Consider the following 20,601-nt stretch of genomic DNA (forward strand, 5'->3'; position numbering starts at 1 on the left):
CTCAGCGCTTGCGCATCACGATCAGGAAGTGGTCGCCCATGTCGCGCAGCAGCGGCCAGCCGCCGATACGGTCGTCGAGGCGGCCCAGCGCCTCGCCCAGGCGCGGGTGGCGCTGGTAGTGGTCGACCAGGTATGGCGGCGGCAGGCACAGGCTGAGCGCGCGGTAGGACTCCAGCGCGAAATGCGGCGCGAACGCGCGATAGAACTCGCGCGGCAGGTAGTACCAGGTCCAGATCGTGTGCCCGTTCATGCCCACCGCGGTAGCGCCGCGCGCGGCACGCACGCCGGCACGGCGCAGCCGCCCGCGCAGCAGGTAATGGCCCAGCTCCCACGGACACAGGCGGCCGATCACCGAGAACACCAGGCGGCCGTCGCGGCGCAGCAGCCGCGCGCACTGGCCGGCGACCTGCGGCAGATCCGGCGCGCAATTGAGCGGGCCGAAGTTGGAGTACATGCCGTCGAACTCGCCGTCGAGCAGATCCAGCTGCTGGATGCCGACATGCGCTACGCTGAGCCGCCCGTGCAGGGTCGGATCCTGCGTGCGGGCACGGGTGCGCTCGACCATCTGCGGCGACCAGTCGGTGGCCAGCACGCGGTAGCCGCGTTGGGCGAAGGCGTGCGCATCCAGGCCGGTACCGCAACCCAGGTCGACCAGCCGCGAGCCGACCGGCACCTGCGTGCCCACCGTGTCCCACAAGGTCTTGCGCATGCGCTGGATCAGCGCGTTGTTGCCGCGCGGGCCGTCGTAGTCGGCGGCCACGCTGTCGAAGGCGCGCTGCGTGTCCAGCAGCCGCACCGGGTCCAGAGTCGCCGCGCGCGCCGCGGCGCCGGCCTTGCCATTCGCTGTCACCTGCCCCTCTCCACTGCCCTGCCCTTGTCGGAATCCACATGAACCGATCGCGCGGTCTTGCAGGTAGGTGCGGCGGCAGCGGCGTTTGGTTGAATCGGCGCGCTGCCTTTACGCGATGGCGGTGGTCGCCCTGGCTGGCCGCGTATGGCGCCGGCGCAGCGCATCGCGCGCCACCGCGGCCAGTACGCCGCCACCGAGCCCGGCCAGCAGCGCCGCGGCCAGCACCAGCACCGGGTTGGGGAACGCGGCACGCGGCGGCACATAGGTCTCCCAGGGTGCCGAGGTGTCGTAGGTGTAGCGGGCGCCGAGCCGGCCGAGCAGATCCTCGCGCTCGGCCTTGAGACCGCGCAGCGTGGTGGTTTTCTCCGACAGCAACATGTTGCCGAGCAATTGCTGCTCGACGCTGCCGCGGCCGTCGCGCTGCTGCTGCAGCAGGCGCTCGCGCTCGGCCTGGGTCGCGGCGATGTCCGCGGCCAGTTCCTGCAGTCGCGCAGTGGCCTGCTGCAGCGGGCCGGCCTGGATGTGCCGGTGCAGCGCCTGCAGCCGTGCGATGGTGGCCGTGGCCAGTTGCCGTGCCTGCCGCGGCGACTCGGCGCGCACGCTCAGCTGGATCAGGTTGGCGTACGGGTCCGGGTCGAGCTTCAGGCTGTCGCGGTACAGCGCGGCCTGGCGGCTGTCCGGCGCCACGTCGGCGCTGCGCAGCACCTGGTCCTGGAACTGCCGAGTCTTGATCCGGTCGATCACCCGCTGGAACGGCTCCAGCTTGGGGTCGCGCCCGGCCGGGGTCGGGCCGAACTCGCCCACCTGCACCCAGGCGGTGGCCTGCCACTGCCGGGTCGCGCCGTGCAGGAACAGCGCCGCCAGCGCCAACGCCAGCAGCAGCGGCAGCAGGCACCAGCGCCATTCCCGCCGCAGGATCCGCCACAGGTCGATCAGGTAGATTTCGTCTTGGTGCATGGCGGTGTCGGTCATGGCAGCGGGCAGCTCGAGGAAAGGGAAGGCAACGCCGTGGCCGCTGCGGCATCGCGGCGGTTCGGCAGCAAGGCGCTGCAGGCGTGCAGCAGCAGGCACAGCGCGACGAAGCCGGCATTGGTCCAGGTGAAGGCCTGTGGCGCGAACGGCGACATCACGCAGGCGTAGGCGATGCGCAGGAACACCAGCAGGTTGAACAGCGCCACGCCGCGGCCGAGCAGGCGCACGCTCCACAGCAGCGCCGCGTACAGCGCCAGCATCGCCGCCAGCGCGGCACCGGGGCCGCCGGCCAGCAGGAACGGCAGGAACTCGGTGCCGACATTGATGTTCGGCGCATCCAGCGGGATGCCGGTGCCGGCGGTGGCAATGGAACCGCTCAGCGGCACCAGTTGGTTCACCAGGAAACTGGTGTTCGCGTAGCCCTTGCTGAGCAGCGCGCCGAAGTTGTACGGGCCGGCACCGATGTACAGCAGCAGCCACTTGATGCCCTGCGGCGCGGCCCGGTACAGCGCGCCGAACGGCAACGCCACCGAATCCAGCGAGCCGGAGCGCAGCGTGCCGAGTAACGAGAACGCGGCGGCGCCGGCGCACAGCAGCGCCAGCACCCGTTTCCACGGCAGCGGCCGCGCCGGGTCGCGGCGCAGCAACAGCAGCAGGCCGACGCTGAACACCGCCGCGAACAGCCGGTTGCGGTCGATCACCAGCACCGGGAAGGCGAAGCCGGCCAGCAGCAGTGCGTTGCGCACGCCGCGCGCGCGCACGCACAGCAGGCCGATCGGCGGCAGGATCCAGCACATGTTCGATACATGCCGCACGTGCGCCTGCAGCGGGCTCAGGTCGGCGTAGGCGGAAGGGTTGTGCAGCAACGGAATCGGAAACAGCAGCAGGTCCAGCAGGCAGAACAGCCCCACCGCGGCAGCCAGGCCGAGCGCGACGAAGGCCTCGCGGGTGCCGGCGTACTCGCGCGCCCGGAACGCCGCCAGCGGCGGCAGGCGGATGCCGAGCAGCGCGTCCAGCCCCAGCGTCGCCAGCGCCACCGCGGCCAGCAGCGCGATACCGGCGAAATAGCTGGGCGGCAGGTCGAACGTCAGCAGGGTCAGCGCGCAGCTCAGCAGCAGCGGCAGGCCGAAATAGGCCGACGGCAGGCGCAACAACCGGCTCATGTGCGCTGCGCCAGTGCCGGCTGGCCGCGCTGACGCAGCCGGGCCAACAACGACAGCCACGCATGCGCCAGCAGGTGGCCGCCCAGCGCCAGCGGACTGCGCCGCAGGAACGCGATCTTGGCGGCGATGTAGTGCGCCTGCGCCTGCAGCAAGGTGCGGCAGGCCGGATCGAACAGCCGCGCGCGGCGCAGCGCCACCTGCCGCGACTCGGCCAGGTTGGCCAGGCGGCTGGGCAGGTGCCGGGTGCGGCTGGCGTTGCGCGCGTGCACGCGGTAGGCGCAGACCGCCACGTCCAGGAAGCCCAGGGCGTCGCGCGCCACCAGGCGCAGGAAGAAATCCCAGTCCTCGATGCGCAGGCCCTCGTCCCATGCCGCGCCCGGCTGCAGCGCGCTGCGCCGGACCAGCGCCACCGCCCCACTCACCGCCCAGTGGCGGATCACCGCGCGGCGGATGCCGGCCTCGCTCAGGTACAGGCGTTTGTCCACGCGGTGCAGGTCGCGCATGCTGCTCTGGTGCACGGTGCGGTCCTGCGCGTCGACCACGATGGCGTCGCCGATCACCGCGGCCTTGTGCGGATGCGCGCCCAGGTAGGCCACCTGCACGCCCAGCCCGCCGGGCAACAGGTAATCGTCGCTGGCCCCCAGGCGCAGGAACTCGCCGCGGGCCATCGCCACCAGGTGGTTGAGGGTGGCGGCGATACCGAGGTTCTCGCGCGGCCAGAAGCGCACGTGCAGCTTGTCGCCATGGCGCGCGATCCACTCGGCGATGCGCTCGGCGGTGCCGTCGCTGGAGCCGTCGTCGACGATCACCAGTTCCTTGTGCGGGTACGGATCCTCCAGCACGCTGTCCAGGCAGCGCTGCACGAAGCGCGCGTGGTTGTAGGCCGGGATCAGCACCGACACCAGCGGCAGTGGCGGCGGCGGTTGCGGTGCGTCCATCAGCGCAGTCCTCGCAGGTAGCGGCGCACCACCAGCACGTTGAACAGCAGGTACAGCGCGTAGTTGCAGGCGAACGCGTAGGCCGCGCCGATCAGGCCCATGCGTGCGGTGAACAGGACCACCAGGCCCAGGTAGCTGGCCGCGAACAGGCATTCGGACAGCACGAACAGCCGCGTCATCGCCTTGGCCAGCATCAGGTAGGACAGCGCGAAGGAGGCGATCTTGAGCACGTCGCCGAGCAACTGCGGCGCGTACAGCGGCAGTGCGGCGGCGAAATCCTCGGAGAACAGCAGGCGGGTGATGCCGTCGCGGCACAGGTACACCGCCGCCGCGGCCAGCACCACCGCCGGCAGCACGTAGCGGTAGGCGCCGCGCAGTTCCTGCAGCAGCGCCTCGCGCGTGTGCAGCGCCGCCAGCTTGGGCAGGTAGTAGACGTTGATGGCGGTGGTGAAGAACAGCAGGTAGGCGTCGGAGACGCGGCTGACCGCCTGCCAGTCGCCGACCTGCCGCCAGCCGAACTGGCCGGCCAGGTGATCGCGCACGCCGATGTTGACCAGCAACGGCAGCAGCGCCGAGGCCAGGGTCATGGTCGAGAACGCGGCCAGCCGCCGCAGCATCGCCGGGTCGAAGCGGATGCGCAGCATCTCGCGGCGGAAGTACGGGCTGCGCCGCAGCGCCGGCACCCCGGCGCAGAGCCAGGCCACCTGCCCCAGCACCAGGCCCAGCAACGCCCCGTACAACCCCAGCCCACGCGCCAGCGCGGCCACCAGCAGCACGCTCAGCACCGCGCCGGCGACCTGGATGAAGGCCAGCCGGCGCACGTCCATGAAGCCGTTGACCACCGCCAGGATGTAGTTGGCCAGGGCGATGCCGAGCTGCGCCACCGCCAGCACGCAGATCAGCGGCTGATACTGCGCATCGTCGAGCAGGCGCTCGGCGATCGGGCGGCTGCACAGCAGCGCGGCCACGCCCATCGCGCAGGCGGCCACAAAGGCATAGCCCAGCGCGCTGCCGAGCAGCCGGGTCAGCGCCGGCGCATCGTCGCGGTACTCGGCCACGTACTTGACCACGCCGGCACCGATGCCGCCGCCGGCCAGCACCGCCAGCAGCGACATCAGGCTGGTGAACTGGCCGAGCCGGGCGACCCCGGCCGGACCGGCGTACACCGCCACCAGCTTGAGCACCAGCAACGCAGCCAGCAGCTTGGCCGCGGTGGCCACGCCGCTGTACACGCCGCTGCGCAGCACGTTCATGCCGCCACGCCGCCAAAACGCCGGCAGGCGTCGATCACCTGCGCCACCGCCGCCTCGTCCAGGGTCGGGCCGATCGGCAGGCTCAGTACTTCGGCGGCAAGCCGCTCGCACAGCGGCAGCTGCAGCGTCGCCAGTTCCGGATAGGCCGGCTGCCGGTGCGGCGGCGTCGGGTAATGCACCAGGCACTGCACGCCCTGGGACTGCAGGTGCCGTTGCAGCGCATCGCGCTGCGCGCTGCGCACCACGAACAGATGCCAGGCATGCGCGGCCGGGTCGGCCACCTGCGGCAAGGCGATCTGCGGATGCGCGATGCCGTCCAGGTAGCGCTGGGCGATCGCGCGGCGCGCGGCGATGTCCGCATCCAGATGGCGCAGCTTGACCCGCAACAGCGCCGCCTGCAGTTCGTCCAGGCGCGAGTTCACGCCCTGCACGAGATGCCGGTACTTGATGTCCGAGCCGTAGTTGCGCAGCACCCGGATCTGCGCCGCCAGCGCGTCGTCGTCGGTGGTCACCGCGCCACCGTCGCCGAGCGCGCCCAGGTTCTTGCCGGGGAAGAAGCTGAAGCCGGCAGCGTCGCCGAAGCTGCCGGCATGGCGTCCGTCGCGGCGCGCGCCATGTGCCTGCGCCGCGTCCTCGATCAGTAGCAGGCCGTGCTGCTCGGCGAGGCCGCGCAAGGCGGCCATGTCCGCCAGTTGCCCGTACAGGTGCACCGCCAGAATCGCCTTCGTGCGCGGGCCGATCGCCCGTTGCACCTGCGCCGGATCCAGGTTGAAGCTGGCCGCCTCCGGCTCCAGCGGCACCGGCCGCAGCCGGTTCTCGCTGATCGCCAGGAAGCTGGCGATGAAGGTATTGCCCGGCACCAGCACTTCGTCGCCGTCGTGCAGCCGGCCCAGCGCCCGGTAGCCGCGCAGGATCAGGGTCAACGCGTCCATGCCGTTGCCGACGCCGATGGCGTGGGCGCTGCCGCAGTAGGCGGCGAACTCGCGCTCGAACGCGTCCAGTTCCTCGCCGAGCACATACCAGCCGGAATCGATCACGCGCGCCGCCGCGGCTTTCAGCGCGTCGGCATGGCGTGCGTTGCCGGCGCGCAGGTCGAGGAACGGCACGCTGGCCGGCGGCAGGCTCATTGCAACTCCCAACGGTAGAAATCGTGGACCACCGCGCGCGCGCCGAAGCGCTCCTTCTGCTCGACCAGGCCGGCATTGAGCACCTGGCCCTGCTGCTCGGTGGAAATGCCCAGGCTGAGGAACTGGCGTTGCGCGTAGACCTGCTCGATCAGCTCGGCCAGCAGCAGGCTCAGCGCATCGGCGCGGCGGCCCTGCTCCGAGCAGGCCAGGTACTGGGTGTGGACGACATGGCCGAAGTCGTACACCAACGTGGCGGCCAGCAGCTCGGCGCCGTCGCGCACTTCGTAAGGCACGATCTGCGCCGGGAAGCGCGCGCACAGCAGGCGCAATTCCTCCAGGCTGTGGGTCGGACGCGCGTCGTGGCGCTGCAGCACCTCGTCCAGCAGCGCATGCAGCGGCGCCGGGTCTTCCACGCGCTGCACGCGCAGCCCGGCGCGGCGCGCCTTGGCGACCGAGCGCTTGCGCGCGACGGCGAAGCGTGGCGGCTCGCGCAGGGCGACGGCCGAGGACAAGTCGCGGCGCTGCAACTGCGCGCCGAGCCGGTGCAGCGCGTACAGATCCTCTTCCGCCGGGCTGCGGTGGAACAGATGCGGCACCGCCTTGTACAGCAGCGTGCGCACGCCGATGCCGCGGTAGTGCGCGGCGATCCGCTCGAATGCCTCCAGCGTCGCTGTCGCGCGCAATGCGTGGGTCGACAGCAGGCCGGCATAGCTCAGGCCGGCGTGGCTGCTGACCGCATCGCCCTCGCGGTTGGCCGGAAACACCGCCACCGGCGTGCCGGCGTCCTCGACCAGCAACGAGACGTCGGCGAAGCGCGCCGCGTGGTAGTCCATGTAGCCGCGCCGGTGCAGTAGATTGCCGTTGCGCGAGGCGTCCACCAAGGCGTCCCATGCCGGCGCATCGGCCGCGGTGTAGGCCCTAACCGACAGCATCGGCGTCCTCCCAGCGCATGCCGGCCGGCAGCGTCGCCTCGGCCACGCCGAAGCCGTCGCGGCCCATGGCGTTGCCGTTGTAGAACAGCAGCAGCCGCTGGCCGTGGCGGATCAGCGCCGGATAGCACAGCGTGCGCGCGTCCCAGCCTTCGGCCGACAGCGGCAATCCCAGCGCGGCGTCGCAGCGCTGCCAGCGGCGGACGTCGTCGCTGACCGCCATGCCCGGCAGGTAGGCGCCGTCGCGGCTGCCGTGGGTGAAGAGCATCAGGTAGCGGTCATCTTGCCGGTACACCCGCGGGCGGCCGATGCGGTATTCCTCGCCCTGCGGCTGCAGGCATACCGTGTCCTGGCGCGGGATCGCCTGCAGGTCGTCGGTCTCCACGCAACGGATGTGGTAGCGCGGATACGGCGTGCCGCCGATCCATTCCCAGTCGTCGCCCACCGCGTACCACAGTCGCCAGCGGCCATCTTCGTAGCGCGCCGAATGCACCGCGGCGATCATGCTGCGGCCCGGCGCGCGATCCAGCAGCGGCGTGTCCTGGCGGCGCCGGAACGAGTCGCCGCCATCGGTGGACACCGCCAGGCCGGTGAAGGCCAGGAACTTGGCACGGGCCACCTGCTGGAAGCCGACATAGAACAGGTACAGGCCGTCCGGCCCGTGCACCACGTCGCCGAGGATCATGCCGTTGTCGTCGAAGCAGCCGGCGCGGCCGATGTCCAGCACCGGCTCGGCGCTCACGCCCAGCACCCGGGTCGGATCGTCGGCACGCACGTCGACGTAGCCGATGCGGCTGACCCCGGCATCGTCGCGGAAGCCGGCGTAGATGCGCAGGCGCTCGGCATCCAGCCGCAGCGGCGTCGGCGTCAGCGCCGAGTGCCGCATCCAGCCGCCGACGCCGTCGTGCGCGGTGGCGAACACCAGGCCGCGTTTGTGCCATCCGAACATGCGCCTCACAGCGTCACGTCGAAGCTGGACTTGCCGGCCACCGCCCGCGCCGGCGCACCGACGTAGAGGCGTCCGGGCTCGGTGTCGCGGGTCAGCAGCGCGCCGGCGCCGATCACGTTGTCGGCGGCGACCTTGACCCGGTCGCTGAGCGTGGCGTTGACCCCGACGAAGCTGCTGGCGCCGATCTCGCAATAGCCGGAAATCACCGCGTGCGAGGCCACGAACACGTGGTCGTGGAGGACCGTGCGATGGCCGATGTGGTTGCCGCTCCACAGGATGCAATTGGCACCGATGCGGGTGAACGGCTGCAGCACGTTGTGCTCGAACACGAAACAGTGTTCGCCCAGTTCCACGTTGCGCCAGACGAAGGCGCGGGAGCTGACGTAGCTGGCCATGCGATAGCCGCGGCGCTTGGCGTCCAGGTAGAAGCGCGTGCGCAGCCGGTTGAGGCCGCTGGCCGGGATCGCCACGAACACCTCCACCTGCGACGGCGGATACAGCCGCTCGAGTTCTTCATAGGCCACCACCGGCAAGCCGGCCAGGGTCGGCGTGGACAGGTAGTCGCGCTCCACGCTGAAGCCCAGCACCTCGTAGTCGCTGTCGTGGGTGAAGTATTCGCAGGCGATCTGCGCCAGTTCGCCGGCGCCGACGATGACCAGGGGGCGCGCCATCGCTAGGCCTCCTGCCGGCGCATGCCCGCGGCTTCGCGCAGGAACTCGTCGTAGTCGAGGATGTAGTCGGTCGGGTCATAGGCCTGGTCGGCGAGCACCATCAGCACGCAGTCCTCGCTGAAGTCGTAGAGATCGCGCCAGACCATGCTGCCGAGCAGCAGGCCCTGGCACGGATCGTCCAGCACCACCTGCACCGGGCCGCTGCCGTCGTCGAGCAGGAACGACACCGAGCCGTGCAGCGCCACCGCCAACTGGTTGAGATGGCGGTGCGCGTGCTGGCCGCGGTGCACGCCGTTGCGGGTGGCGAACAGGTAGTACACGCGGCGGATGTCGAACGGCAGGTCGCGCTGTGGCTCCAGCGCCACGAGCTGTCCGCGCGCGTCGCCGTGCGTCCGCAACTGGATTCGTTCGATTGCCATCAGAGTGCCCGAGCCGGGCTCCGCATCGGAGTGTCCAGGCTGAGTGCCGCGCGTCCGCGGAAAGGTTGCGCGAGGCCGGCGCGCGTCGCGACGCAACCTTTCGCCGCAACGCCGGCACCCATCGACGACCACCGCTGCAGCGAAGCCCAACGGCATCGCGCCGCAGTTCCGCCTCGTCTCGCCCAAGGACACCGCCTACCGCCATGACCGTCCCCACGCCGGCCGCGCCGCCACCGCCTGTTCCCTCCGTTGCCGCGCCGGCGGCATTGCCGCGGCCGATGGTGTGGCTGCACTGGCTCACCGTGCTGTGCCTGGTGCTGGCGGCGGGGTTGATCCTGCTGCGCGAAGAGGTCGAAGGCCGCATGTGGCGGCAATGGCTGCTGGAAGGCCACCGCCACTTCGGCCTGTTCGTGCTCGGCCTGTTCTGCCTGCGCGTGGCGCTGCGGATGCGCCTGGGCAAGCGCCACGATCCGGAGGCCGGTTCGGCGCTGATGCGCATCCTGGCCGGCGCCACCCACGTGGTGATGTACGCGCTGCTGCTGACCCTGCCGCTGCTGGGCTGGGCGCTGAGCCAGTCGATGGGCAAGCCGGTGCATCTGTTCGGCGCCACCCTGCCGGCGCTGGTCGCGCCCGATCCCGATCTGGCCGACCGCCTCGGCGCCTGGCACGTGGATGCGGCCTGGCTGCTGCTGGCGCTGATCCTGCTGCACATCGGCGCGGCACTGTGGCACCACCTCGTGCGCCGCGATGCCGTGCTGCAACGGATGCTGCCGTTCCTGCGCCGCCACTGAGCCGCCCTTCCCTCTCTCGTTCGCGTCCGTCGCCGCACCCACCCGCCAAAGGACTCCCCGCATGCACCAGGCCCCGTCGTCCCTCTCCACCTCCTCCCGCAGCGACAGGACGCGCGGCGCCGAGCAGGCGCTGCTGTGGTCGGCGCTGGGCTCGCTGCTGCTGGTGCTGAGCCCGCGCGCGGCGGCGGTGCCGGCGTTCGCGCGGCAGACCGGCTCCTCCTGCGCCGACTGCCACATCGGCGCCTACGGCCCGGCGCTGACCCCGTACGGCATGCGCTTCAAGCTCGGCGGCTATACCGACAGCGACGGCAACGGCACCAAGATCCCGGTCTCGGCGCAGCTCACCGCCAACCGCAGCGTGCCGGCGCGCGGCGAGAGCCGCACCCGCTTCAGCGAGGCCGACCTGTACCTGGCCGGGCGCATCACCGACAACGTCGGCGGTTACGTCAAGGTCGCCACCAGCAACAACGGCAGGAACGACTACAGCACGCGCCTGGACAACGTGGACCTGCGCGCGGTGCTCAAGCGCTTCCAGGTCGGCGGCAAGGACGCGCTGCTCGGCGTCAGCGTCAACAACAACCCCGGCAGCCAGGATCCGATCGGCATGCTGCCCAATGCCTCCGGCCTGGGCCCGGCCTCGGCCTACGCCAGCTCGACCACCCTGCTCAACCAGTCGTCGCTGTCCAACCGGGTGATCGGCAGCAGCGTCTACGGCCTGTACGACCGCAACTGGTACGGCGAACTGGGCACCTATACCGCCCTGCCGGTGTCGACCCAGGACGACCTGGGCTACGCCGTCGGCGGCGATCCGGGCACGCTCAGCGACACCGGCTACCTGCGCCTGAGCTACATGAAGGACCTCAAGCGGCAGTTCTTCTCCGCCGGCGTGGTCGCGCTGACCACGCGCCGGCAGCTGCCGCGCAGCACCGGTCCGCGCGACGACTTCACCGATCTCGGCTACGACCTCAACTACCAGTTCCTGGGCACCCGCGAGCACATCCTCAAGCTCGGCTACCTCAACATCTACGAACGCCGCCGCTACGGCAGCGCGCTGATCGACCCGACCAATCCGGCCCTGGCCGGCCCGCGCCGGGCCAGCGTGCGCGACCAGTCGATCAGCCTCAACTACACGTATAGGCAGAGCTACAGCCTGCTGCTGGCGCACTTCATCAACAGCGGCTCGGACGATCCGTTCCGCTACCGCCCGTACGGCGCACCGGACACCACCAGCAACCTGATCAGCGCCTCGTGGGCGCCATTCGGCAAGGACGACAGCTACTCGTCGATCTCCAACCTGCGCCTGTCCGCGACCTGGTTCCGTTTCAGCAAGTTCAACGGCAGCACCGGCAACGTGTTCGGGGCCATCCCGGTCACCCGCCCGCGCGACCTCAACCAGTTCGCGCTGAGCCTGAGTCTCGCCTTCTGATTCCCCCGCACGGAGCTTCCCGCATGAAACCCGCCACTGCCCTCCCCCTGCGCCGCCTGTTGGCCGGCCTGCTGCCGCTGGCCGCCGCGCTGGCGTCGAGCGCGCACGCCGCCGGCGGCACGCCCGGTGCCAGCGTGTTCGCCAGCGAATGCGCCGAGTGCCACAGCGCCGCCCCGGCCAAGAACAAGAAGGGCCCGACCCTGTTCGGCGTGGTCGGGCGCCGCGCCGGCAGCGTGTCCGATTACAACTACTCCGACGCGATGAAGCAGAGCCAGTGGACCTGGAGCGACGACAAGCTGCGCAGCTACCTGTCGCAGCCGGCGTCCAAGGCGCTGCCCGGCAGCAAGATGAAGTACGACGGGCTCGACGACACCAAGCAGTTGCAGGACCTGATCGCCTATCTGCACAGCCTGCATTGAACTGACTGCCCGATCCGGTCATATTCGGCGCCCGACGGGCCGGCCATCGCGCCGCGCCCGTGCCGTTCCCCTGACCTGCGAGCATCGAACCGCCGTGCGTGTGCCCCCAGCCGTCATTGGTGCCCCGTCCCTGCCCCGCGCCGCAACGCGGCGCCGCAGTGCGGGCCGCGCATGCTGAACATGCACGCGGGCCGTCGCGGGAGCGCGCTCCGGCCATCGGCGCGTCCAGGCGCCGGCCCGGCCCTGGCCCTGGGCCTGGGCCTGGCGCTCGCAGCGCTGCACGCCCCGGTCGCGCTGGCCGGCGACGTCGGCGGCGCGGCCGGGATCAGCTCGCAACTGGTCGACCGCGGCATCGCCGTGACCCGCAATACCCCGACCCTGCAGGGCGCGCTGTTCTGGCTGCCGGCGCCGGGCTGGTCGCTGAGCGGCTCGGCCAGCGTGGCGCTGGATGCGCCGGGCAAGGTGCTGATGGGCAGCGTCGGCTTGTCGCGCAGCTGGACCCTGTCCGACAGCTGGCAGCTACAGGCCGAGGCGCTGCTGTACCGCTACCCCGGCACGCGCACCGACCGCCTGTTCAACCGCGACGAGCTCAGCCTGGGCTGGAGCTACCGCGACCGCCTGAGCCTGTCGCTGGCCGCCTTCCGCATGCCCGACAGCGGCCTGCACCAGCGCTGGTACGGGGCGCTCGACCTGACCGCGCACCAGCCGCTGGCCGGCCCGCTGTCGCTGGCGGCGGGTGTCGGGATCAGCCAGGCGCCGCCGGCCCTGTACGGGCTGGTGTCCACCGCGCACTACCGCTACGGCCACGCCGGGCTGATCTGGAACGCCGGGCGCTGGAGCGTGGAGATGGACCGCGTGTTCGGCAACGCCCACACCGGCTATACCGACCGCGGCCTGTGGCCGTGGGTGGCCAGCGTCTCGCGCAGCTTCTGATTCGAGCGCAACCTTTCCGTGCCGCCCCGGCACATACCGGTGCCCGTTGCCACCCCTGCCCCCATGAACGACACCGACCTGCTCGGCGATGCCACCGACCGCATGCTGCTCCGGCGCATGGCGGCCAGCGACCGCGAGGCGCTGGCCCGCCTGTACCGCGCCTACCACGGCCGCCTGTGCCGGTTCCTGTCGCGGCTGACCCGGCGCCCGGACATCATCGAGGAAGCGATCAACGACTGCTTCTGGATCGTCTGGCAGAAGGCCGGCGACTTCCGCGGGGATTCGCAGGTCTCGACCTGGATCATGGGCATCGCCTACCGCTGCGGGCTCAAGGCGATCCGCCACCACAGCGACGAGGCGATCGACGACGGCGCGCTGGCCGAGGACCACGCCGCGGCGGCCGACCCGGACGAGGACCGCGAGCTGCGCGACTGGCTCGGCAAGGGCCTGGAACGTTTGTCGCCCGACCAGCGCCTGGTGGTGGAACTGGTCTACGGCCTCGGCCACAAGCTGGAAGAGGTCGCCGCGATCATGCAGTGCCCGGTGGGCACCATCAAGGCCCGGCTGTTCCATGCCCGGGTCAAGCTTCGCAACGTGCTGCCGGGATTGGCCGGCGGCGCGTCCACGCTGACGGAGAGCGCGTGATGAAAACGGGCTTCAACGAGCCGGGCAACGAGTGCGCGCATGCCTGGGAACTGATGCCGTGGGTGCTGCAGGACAGCGCCACGGAACAAGAAAACGAGTGGCTGGTCGCGCACCTGGCCAAGTGCCGGCACTGCAGCGCCGAGTTCGCCCAGCAGAACCGCCTGCGCATGGCCATGACCCTGCCCAGCGACGTGCCGGTGGACGCCGAGGCCGGGCTGCAGCGCCTGTTGCAGCGCCTGGACGCGCCGCTGCCGCAGGCGCAGCCGCCGCGCCGCCGCGCCAGTTGGACCACGCGGGCGCTGGTCGCCGCCGCCCTGCTGCAGGCGGTGGGCCTGGGCGTGCTGGGCATGCGCCTGTCCGCCGAGCACGAGCGCAGCGCCGCCTACCGCACCCTCAGCGACGCCGCGCAGCCGCTGGCGGCCAACGCGATCCGGGTGGTGCCGGATGCGCGCATGACCCTGGCCGACTGGGACGCGCTGCTGCGCAAGCTGCAGCTGCGGGTGATCGGCGGCCCCAACGCCGCCGGCGCCTACACCGTGGTGCCGATCCAGGCCGGTGCACCGGCGCAGCCACAGCGCAGCGTGCAGCAGTTGCGCGCCACCGCCGGCATCCGCCTGGCCGAGCCGATCGCCGCACCATGACGCTGCGTCTGGCCATCCTGCTCGCCGCCTGCCTGGGGCTGGGCGCCTGCGCCCATGCCGCGCCGGCGGCAGTCACCGATCCCGCGGCCGCGGCCAAGGCGCCCAGCCTGGATCCGTCGCCGGCGCTGGACAGCCAGCGCCAGATCGTCCTCGCCGTGGCCAACCCGATGGCCGCGCCGAGCCGCCACGCCGGCTCCAACCTGCTCGGCTACGCCGCCGCACGCTACTACGGCGCCGGCACCCAGGCGGTGGCCACCCTGGAGGCGCTGAACACGCGCTACGGCCTGCGCCAGGTCGCCGGCTGGCCGATCAAGGCGCTGGGGCTGTACTGCGTGGTGCTGGAGCCGGCGCCGGGCAGCGACCGCGCGGCGCTGCTGGCGCAACTGGCCAAGGACGACCGGGTGGCGCTGTCGCAGCCGCTGCAGGACTTCGGCACCTATTCGGCCGACGGCCAGGCCGCGGCCGCGCCGACGCAGCCGCTGCGCTACAACGACCCCTACGTGGACATGCAGCGCGGCTTCGCCGCCACCAACGCGGCCACCGCGCAGGCGCTGAGCCAGGGCCAGGGCGTGGACGTGGCGATCGTCGACACCGGCGTGGACACCGCCCATCCGGACCTGCGCGGGCGCCTGCGCAGCACCCGCGACCTGGTCGCCGCCGATCCGGGCGCGTTCAACCGCGACCACCACGGCACCGAGGTCGCCGGCATCATCGCCGCCGGCAGCAACAACCACCTGGGCATCGTCGGCATCGCGCCGAAGGCGATGCTCGACGTGTACAAGGCCTGCTGGTATCCGCAGCGCCCCGGCGCCGGCGCCGGCTGCAACTCCTTCACCCTGGCCAAGGCGCTGGCGGCGATCGGCGATACCCGTGCCCGCATCGTCAATCTCAGCCTGGGCGGCCCGGCCGACCCGCTGCTGCGCAAGCTGCTGGAGCAGTTGCTGCGCGACGGCCGCATCGTGGTCGCGGCAATGCCGCCCAACGGCCGCCTGGACGGCTTTCCCGACGGCATTCCCGGGGTGATCGTGGTGCGCAGCAGCGCCGCCACGCCAGCGCCGGCGGGCGTGCTCAGCGCGCCGGGCGAGGACATCCTCACCACCCAGCCCAATGGCGGCTACGACTTCACCTCCGGCTCGTCGATGGCCACTGCCCACGTCAGCGGCGTGGTCGCGCTGCTGCTGGCGCTGGCGCCGCACCTGGACGCGCGCAGCGTGCACGACCTGCTGCTGCGCACCAGCCGCACCCGCGACGGCCTGCTGCAGGTGGACGCCGCCGCCGCGGTGCAGGCACTGCCGCGCAGCGCCCCCCTCGCCCGCTGAAGGCCCGCCATGCGTTCCTGGATCCCGCTCTGGTTGCACCGGCTCGGCGCGCCGCCGACCTTCTACCGCCTGGCCGGCGCGGTGCGCCCGTGGAGCCTGGCCGCGGCGGTGCTGCTCGGCGCCGCGGCCGGCTACGGCGGGCTGGTGCTGGCGCCGCCGGATTACCAGCAGCACGACGCCTACCGCATCCTCTTCGTGCATGTGCCGTGCGCGTGGATGAGCCTGTTCGTCTACGCGGCGATGGGCATCGCCGGCCTGGTCGCGCTGGTGTGGCGGGTGAAACTGGCGGAAATCGCCTGCATGGCCTCGGCGCCGATCGGCGCCGCCTTCACCTTCGTCACCCTGTGCACCGGTTCGCTGTGGGGCCGGCCGATGTGGGGCACCTGGTGGACCTGGGATGCGCGGCTGACCTCGGAACTGGTGCTGCTGTTCCTGTACCTGGGCGTGATCGGCCTGCACCGCGCCATCGACGATCCGCGCCAGGGCGCGCGCGCCGCCGCGCTGCTGGCGTTGGTCGGGCTGATCAACCTGCCGATCGTGCATTACTCGGTGGTCTGGTGGAACACCCTGCACCAGGGGTCCACCGTGCGCGTGCTGGGTCCGTCGAAGATGCCGCTGTCGATGCTGTGGCCGCTGCTGTTCGGCGTGGCCGCCAGCAAGTGCTACTACGTCGCGAGCCTGTGCGGACGCATGCGCACCGACCTGCTGGCGCTGGAGCGCGGCAAGGCCTGGGTGCGGGCGATCGCACTGCAGGCAGCGCCGGTGCCGGCGTCGCCGGCAAACACCGCACCGCTGCCCGCGGAGCACGCGGCATGAGCGGCTTCTGGGCGATGGGCGGCTACGCCGTCTACGTGTGGAGCGCGTACGCGCTGGCCTTGGTCGTGCTGCTCCTGGACAGCCTGCTGCCGCGCCGCCGCCAGCGCCGCCTGCTCGCCGGGATCCGCGCGCAAGTGGCCCGCGAACAGGCCCGCCGCGCCCGCGGCAACGCAACCGCCAGCACCGGAGCGCGCGATGCATCCCACCCGTAAGCGCCGCCTGCTGCTGGTGCTGTTGTTGCTCGGCGCCGCGGCGCTGGCCACCGGCCTGTTCGTGCTGGCCCTGCAGCACAACATCAGCTACCTGTTCACCCCCAGCCAGGTGCAGGCCGGCGCGGCCAAGGACTACCGGGTATTCCGGCTCGGCGGCATGGTCAAGGCCGGCTCGATCACGCGCAGCGCCGATGCGCTGCAGGTGCGGTTCACCGTGATCGACAAGGCCGGCGCCACGGCGGTCGCCTACACCGGCATCCTGCCCGACCTGTTCCGCGACAACCAGGCGGTGATCGCCACCGGCTCGATGCAGGGCGCGCGCTTCGTCGCCACCGAAGTGCTGGCCAAGCACGACGAGACCTACATGCCGCAGGAATTGAAGAACGCGATGGCGCAGGCCCATGCCAATCGCACTGCGGCGGCCACTGCGGCGACGGCGCGGCCATGAGTCCGACTGCGCCGCTCGGCGCCGGGAGCGCGGCGCGATGAGCGCCGAACTCGGCCAGTGCGCACTGATCCTGGCCTTGCTGCTGGCGCTGGTGCAGGGCGTGCTGCCGCTGCTCGGTGCCTGGCGCGGCCAGCGCGCCTGGATGGCGGTGGCGCGGCCGGCGGCCTACGCCCAGGCCGGCTTCGCCTGGCTGGCCTTCGCCCTGCTCGGCTACGCGCTGCTGCAACTGGATTTCTCGGTGCGCTACGTCGCCGCCAACGCCAACCTGGCGCAGCCCTGGTACTACCGGCTGGCCGCAGTGTGGGGCGCGCACGAGGGCTCTTTGCTGCTGTGGATCGCCATCCTCAACCTGTGGACGGTGGCGCTGGCGCGCAGCGGCCGGCATCTGCCCGAGGCCTTCGCCGCGCGCGTGCTCGGCGTGCTCGGGCTGATCGCCAGCGGGTTCCTGGCCTTCGTCCTGTTCACCTCCAATCCGTTCGCGCGGCTGTCGCCGATGCCGCGCGATGGCAGCGAGCTCAATCCGGTGCTGCAGGACCCGGGCATGGTGCTGCATCCGCCGGTGCTGTACACCGGCTACGTCGGCTTCTCGGTGGCCTTCGCCTTCGCCATCGCCGCGCTGCTCGGCGGCGAGCAACACCAGGCCTGGGTACGCTGGGCACGGCCGTGGACCAACGTCGCCTGGGGCTTCCTCAGCGCCGGTATCGTCGCCGGCAGCTGGTGGGCCTACGCCGAGCTGGGCTGGGGCGGCTGGTGGTTCTGGGATCCGGTGGAGAACGCCAGCTTCATGCCGTGGCTGGTCGGCGCGGCGCTGATCCACACCCAGGCGGTCACTGAGAAGCGCGGCGCGCTCGGCGCCTGGACCCTGCTGCTGTCGATCCTGGCGTTCTCGCTGGCGTTGCTGGGCACCTTCCTGGTCCGCTCCGGCGTGCTGACCTCGGTGCACGCCTTCGCCGCCGACCCGCGCCGCGGCCTGTACATCCTCGGCTTCCTGGTGCTGGTGGTCGGCGGCTCGCTGCTGCTGTACGCGCTGCGCGCGCCACGCCTGCCCGCGGGCAAGCCGTTCGCCGCGCTGTCGCGGGAGACCGCGATCCTGGTCGGCAACCTGATGCTGAGCGTGGCCGCGGCGATGGTGCTGCTGGGCACGCTGTTCCCGCTGCTCGGCGATGCGCTGCAGCTGGGCAAGCTCTCGGTCGGGCCACCCTACTTCGGCCTGCTGTTCCCGCTGCTGATGCTGCCGATGGTGCTGCTGTTGCCGTTCGGTCCCTACCTGCGCTGGGGTCGCACCGAGCCGGGCGCGCTGCGGGCGGTGGCCGCGCGCGCCGGGTTGGCGGCCCTGGCCTGCGCACTGCTGGCGTGGCTGCTCAGCGCCGGCACGCTGCGCGCGGTGGCCGGGGTCGCCGCCGCGGCCTGGGTCGGCGTCGGCACCGCGCTGTATGCGCTCACCCGCTGGCGCAGCGCCCCGCGCGGCCGCCGCTTTCCGGCCGAACTGGCCGGCATGCTGCTGGCGCATGCCGGGGTCGCGGTGTTCGTGGCCGGCGTGCTGCTGTCGGAGAGCCTGTCGGTGGAACGCGACGTGCGCCTGGCCCCCGGCGAAAGCGCGCAGATCGGCGCGCATGCGTTCCGCTTCGACGGCGTGCGCCTGGTCGACGGCCCCAACTGGAAGGCCGAGCAAGGCACCGTGACCGTGCTGCGCGACGGCGCGGTCGTGGCGGTGCTGCATCCGCAGAAGCGCCTGTACAGCAGCGAGCGCATCCAGACCGAGGCGGCGATCGACGCCGGCGTGCTGCGCGACCTGTATGTCGCGCTAGGCGAACCGGTCGACGACCAGCACATCGAATACGGCTGGACCCTGCGCCTGTACGACAAGCCCTGCATCCGCTGGATCTGGGCCGGCGGCCTGCTGATGATGCTCGGCGGCTTCGTCAGCGCCGGCGCGCGCCGCTTGCGCGCGCAGCCGATCGTGGACAGCGCCGCTACGCCGGCCGCGCTCGCCGGCGCCGCACCATGAGCCGGCTGCTGCCGCTAGCCGGCTTCCTGCTGCTGGCCGCGCTGTTCGGGTTCGGCCTGTGGTGGAGCCGCAGCCACGATCCGCGTGCCGTGCCCTCGCCGCTGCTGGGCAAGCCGGTGCCGGCGTTCGCGCTGCCGCGCCTGGACCGCCCGGACCTGCGCAGCGGCAGCCAGCAGCTGCGTGGCCGCCCGTATCTGCTCAACGTGTTCGGCAGTTGGTGCATGGCCTGCAGCGAGGAGCATCCGCTGCTGATGGCGCAGGCCCGGCAGCTGGGCGTGGCGCTGGTCGGCTACGCCTACCGCGACGATCCGCACGACACCGCCGCCTGGCTGGCGCAGCGCGGCAATCCGTATGCGCTGGTGCTGGTGGACAGCGATGGCCAGCGCGCGATCGACCTGGGCGTGTACGGCGCGCCGGAAACCTTCCTGATCGATGCCGACGGCGTGGTCCGCTACAAGCATGTCGGCGTGCTGACGCCGCAGGTGCTGGCCGACGAGTTGCGTCCGGCGATCGCGGCGCTCGATGGGGCACGGCGATGAGCGCGATCGCCGCCCCAACGCGCCGACGCACGCCGTGGCGGCGGTTGCTGGTGCTGCTGTGGCTGCTGGGCGGTGCATTGCCGGCGTTCGCCCAAGCGGTCGACCCGTTGCCCTTCAAGAACCATGCGCAGGAACAGCGCTTCCAGCAGCTGACCGCGCAACTGCGCTGCCTGGTCTGCCAGAACGAGAACCTGGCCGATTCCGACGCGACCCTGGCGCGCGACCTGCGCCACCAGGTGTTCGCGCAACTGCAGGCCGGACGCAGCGACGCGCAGATCAAGCAGTACATGGTCGATCGCTACTCGGCCTTCGTCCTGTACGACCCGCCGCTGGCGCCGGCCACCTGGCTGCTGTGGTTCGGGCCGGCGCTGTTGCTGCTGGGCGGTGCCGCGATGGTGTTGGCGATGCTGCGGCAACGCCGCCGCGCGATCGGCGCCGCGACGGCGGACGCGGAGGACGCCTGGTGACGCTCGGTTTCGCCCTCGCCGCCACGGCGATGCTCGGCATCGCCCTGTTCGCGGTGCTGCGCCCGTTGCTGGCAGCGCACGCCGGCGCACATCCGCAACGCGGCATCGCCGTGCTGCTGGCGTTGGGCCTGCCGCTGCTCGGTGCCGGCCTGTACTGGCACATCGGCACGCCGGCGGCCCTGGCCGGCGTCCCACTGCAGCCGTTGCCGCCGGCCGCACCGGAGCAGACCGCGCAGCGGCTGCAAGGCTGGCTGCGGCAGGCCTGGGAGGCGCAACAGGCGCGGCGCCCCCACGATGCGCAGCAGGCCTATGCGCAGGCCCTGCGGATCGCCCCGGACAATGTCGAGGCCCTGCTCGGCTGGGCCGAGACCGACATGGCGCAACGCACGGACTTGGCCGTCGGCCGCGCCGCACGCGCCATGCTCGACCGGGTGCTGGCGCAAGAACCGGACAACCAGCGGGCGCTCTGGATGCGCGGCATCGCCGCCTTCCAGCAACAGCGCTATGCCGACGCAGCCAGCGACTGGCGCCACCTGCTGACCCTGCTGCCCGCCGCGTCGCCGCTGCGGGACGCGGTAACGCAGAAGATTGCCGCCGCTGATGCAATGACCGCCGCACCAAGCACAGCGACCGCTACACTACGCTGACGCCACCCTCCCGACCGCA

The 20,601-nt window shown here is 71.7% G+C and carries 24 protein-coding genes; 14 read left to right on the forward strand and 10 right to left on the reverse strand.

Going from position 1 to position 20,601, the window contains the following annotated elements; all coding sequences use genetic code 11:
* Position 1: 1 nt before the first annotated feature.
* From AC1PME_RS10400 to AC1PME_RS10445, 10 genes are all read right to left on the reverse strand, one after another.
* Complete coding sequence (locus AC1PME_RS10400; RefSeq protein ID WP_481095837.1) at positions 2-850, reverse strand: class I SAM-dependent methyltransferase; 849 nt, start codon at positions 848-850, stop codon at positions 2-4.
* Between the two features lie 108 nt (positions 851-958).
* Positions 959-1,807, reverse strand: coding sequence for a Wzz/FepE/Etk N-terminal domain-containing protein (locus AC1PME_RS10405; RefSeq protein WP_481095838.1), 849 nt, complete (start codon positions 1,805-1,807; stop codon positions 959-961).
* 11 nt (positions 1,808-1,818) lie between these two features.
* Complete coding sequence (locus AC1PME_RS10410; protein ID WP_481095839.1) at positions 1,819-2,985, reverse strand: hypothetical protein; 1,167 nt, start codon at positions 2,983-2,985, stop codon at positions 1,819-1,821.
* The gene (locus AC1PME_RS10415) at positions 2,982-3,923 is read right to left on the reverse strand and encodes a glycosyltransferase (protein WP_481095840.1); all 942 of its coding nucleotides are present in this window, start codon (positions 3,921-3,923) and stop codon (positions 2,982-2,984) included. Before AC1PME_RS10415 ends, AC1PME_RS10410 begins: the two co-directional genes overlap by 4 nt.
* Complete coding sequence (locus tag AC1PME_RS10420) at positions 3,923-5,176, reverse strand: O-antigen translocase (protein WP_481095841.1); 1,254 nt, start codon at positions 5,174-5,176, stop codon at positions 3,923-3,925. Before AC1PME_RS10420 ends, AC1PME_RS10415 begins: the two co-directional genes overlap by 1 nt.
* Positions 5,173-6,303, reverse strand: coding sequence for a DegT/DnrJ/EryC1/StrS family aminotransferase (locus AC1PME_RS10425; RefSeq protein ID WP_481095842.1), 1,131 nt, complete (start codon positions 6,301-6,303; stop codon positions 5,173-5,175). Before AC1PME_RS10425 ends, AC1PME_RS10420 begins: the two co-directional genes overlap by 4 nt.
* Complete coding sequence (locus AC1PME_RS10430) at positions 6,300-7,235, reverse strand: GNAT family N-acetyltransferase (RefSeq protein ID WP_481095843.1); 936 nt, start codon at positions 7,233-7,235, stop codon at positions 6,300-6,302. Before AC1PME_RS10430 ends, AC1PME_RS10425 begins: the two co-directional genes overlap by 4 nt.
* On the reverse strand, positions 7,222-8,181 hold the full coding sequence (locus AC1PME_RS10435) for a glycoside hydrolase family protein (RefSeq protein WP_481095844.1): 960 nt from the start codon (positions 8,179-8,181) through the stop codon (positions 7,222-7,224). The genes AC1PME_RS10430 and AC1PME_RS10435 overlap by 14 nt, the downstream gene beginning before the upstream one ends.
* A gap of 5 nt (positions 8,182-8,186) precedes the next feature.
* A complete protein-coding gene (locus tag AC1PME_RS10440; protein WP_481095845.1) occupies positions 8,187-8,852 on the reverse strand; it encodes an acetyltransferase in 666 nt (221 codons plus the stop codon).
* 2 nt (positions 8,853-8,854) lie between these two features.
* Positions 8,855-9,271 carry a sugar 3,4-ketoisomerase gene (locus tag AC1PME_RS10445; RefSeq protein WP_254457985.1) on the reverse strand — a complete coding sequence of 139 codons (417 nt, stop codon included), beginning with the start codon at positions 9,269-9,271 and terminating at the stop codon, positions 8,855-8,857.
* Positions 9,272-9,549: 278 nt separating this feature from the next.
* On the opposite strand from AC1PME_RS10445, the gene AC1PME_RS10450 reads away from it, so the two are divergent.
* The 14 genes from AC1PME_RS10450 to AC1PME_RS10515 all read left to right on the forward strand — a co-directional run bounded on the left by AC1PME_RS10450 (position 9,550) and on the right by AC1PME_RS10515 (position 20,582).
* The gene (locus AC1PME_RS10450) at positions 9,550-10,062 is read left to right on the forward strand and encodes a cytochrome b (RefSeq protein ID WP_481098100.1); all 513 of its coding nucleotides are present in this window, start codon (positions 9,550-9,552) and stop codon (positions 10,060-10,062) included.
* A gap of 61 nt (positions 10,063-10,123) precedes the next feature.
* Positions 10,124-11,488, forward strand: a complete 1,365-nt coding sequence (locus tag AC1PME_RS10455) for a cytochrome C (RefSeq protein ID WP_481095846.1) — start codon at positions 10,124-10,126, stop codon at positions 11,486-11,488.
* Between the two features lie 23 nt (positions 11,489-11,511).
* Positions 11,512-11,907, forward strand: coding sequence for a c-type cytochrome (locus tag AC1PME_RS10460; protein ID WP_481095847.1), 396 nt, complete (start codon positions 11,512-11,514; stop codon positions 11,905-11,907).
* Between the two features lie 180 nt (positions 11,908-12,087).
* Positions 12,088-12,840 (forward strand): hypothetical protein, encoded by a 753-nt coding sequence (locus AC1PME_RS10465; protein ID WP_481095848.1) that lies wholly within the window; start codon positions 12,088-12,090, stop codon positions 12,838-12,840.
* A 63-nt stretch (positions 12,841-12,903) separates the two neighbouring features.
* The gene (locus tag AC1PME_RS10470; RefSeq protein WP_254457990.1) at positions 12,904-13,485 is read left to right on the forward strand and encodes an RNA polymerase sigma factor; all 582 of its coding nucleotides are present in this window, start codon (positions 12,904-12,906) and stop codon (positions 13,483-13,485) included.
* The gene (locus AC1PME_RS10475) at positions 13,485-14,126 is read left to right on the forward strand and encodes a zf-HC2 domain-containing protein (RefSeq protein ID WP_254457991.1); all 642 of its coding nucleotides are present in this window, start codon (positions 13,485-13,487) and stop codon (positions 14,124-14,126) included. Before AC1PME_RS10470 ends, AC1PME_RS10475 begins: the two co-directional genes overlap by 1 nt.
* Positions 14,123-15,445 carry a S8 family serine peptidase gene (locus AC1PME_RS10480; protein ID WP_481095849.1) on the forward strand — a complete coding sequence of 441 codons (1,323 nt, stop codon included), beginning with the start codon at positions 14,123-14,125 and terminating at the stop codon, positions 15,443-15,445. The genes AC1PME_RS10475 and AC1PME_RS10480 overlap by 4 nt, the downstream gene beginning before the upstream one ends.
* A 9-nt stretch (positions 15,446-15,454) precedes the next feature.
* Positions 15,455-16,261: a heme ABC transporter permease gene (locus AC1PME_RS10485; RefSeq protein ID WP_481095850.1), complete on the forward strand. Its 807-nt coding sequence runs from the start codon at positions 15,455-15,457 to the stop codon at positions 16,259-16,261.
* Complete coding sequence (gene ccmD / locus AC1PME_RS10490; RefSeq protein ID WP_481095851.1) at positions 16,258-16,473, forward strand: heme exporter protein CcmD; 216 nt, start codon at positions 16,258-16,260, stop codon at positions 16,471-16,473. Before AC1PME_RS10485 ends, ccmD begins: the two co-directional genes overlap by 4 nt.
* Entirely contained in the window at positions 16,457-16,921 is a 465-nt protein-coding gene (ccmE, locus tag AC1PME_RS10495) for a cytochrome c maturation protein CcmE (RefSeq protein WP_481095852.1), read from the forward strand. The genes ccmD and ccmE overlap by 17 nt, the downstream gene beginning before the upstream one ends.
* A 37-nt stretch (positions 16,922-16,958) precedes the next feature.
* Positions 16,959-18,929 carry a heme lyase CcmF/NrfE family subunit gene (locus tag AC1PME_RS10500; protein WP_481095853.1) on the forward strand — a complete coding sequence of 657 codons (1,971 nt, stop codon included), beginning with the start codon at positions 16,959-16,961 and terminating at the stop codon, positions 18,927-18,929.
* Positions 18,926-19,468, forward strand: a complete 543-nt coding sequence (locus AC1PME_RS10505) for a DsbE family thiol:disulfide interchange protein (RefSeq protein ID WP_481095854.1) — start codon at positions 18,926-18,928, stop codon at positions 19,466-19,468. The genes AC1PME_RS10500 and AC1PME_RS10505 overlap by 4 nt, the downstream gene beginning before the upstream one ends.
* Positions 19,465-19,935, forward strand: coding sequence for a cytochrome c-type biogenesis protein (locus AC1PME_RS10510; protein WP_481095855.1), 471 nt, complete (start codon positions 19,465-19,467; stop codon positions 19,933-19,935). Before AC1PME_RS10505 ends, AC1PME_RS10510 begins: the two co-directional genes overlap by 4 nt.
* Positions 19,932-20,582, forward strand: a complete 651-nt coding sequence (locus AC1PME_RS10515) for a tetratricopeptide repeat protein (protein WP_481095856.1) — start codon at positions 19,932-19,934, stop codon at positions 20,580-20,582. The genes AC1PME_RS10510 and AC1PME_RS10515 overlap by 4 nt, the downstream gene beginning before the upstream one ends.
* The last annotated feature ends 19 nt before the right edge of the window (positions 20,583-20,601 follow it).

This window comes from Xanthomonas sp. NCPPB 901 (assembly GCF_056725085.1).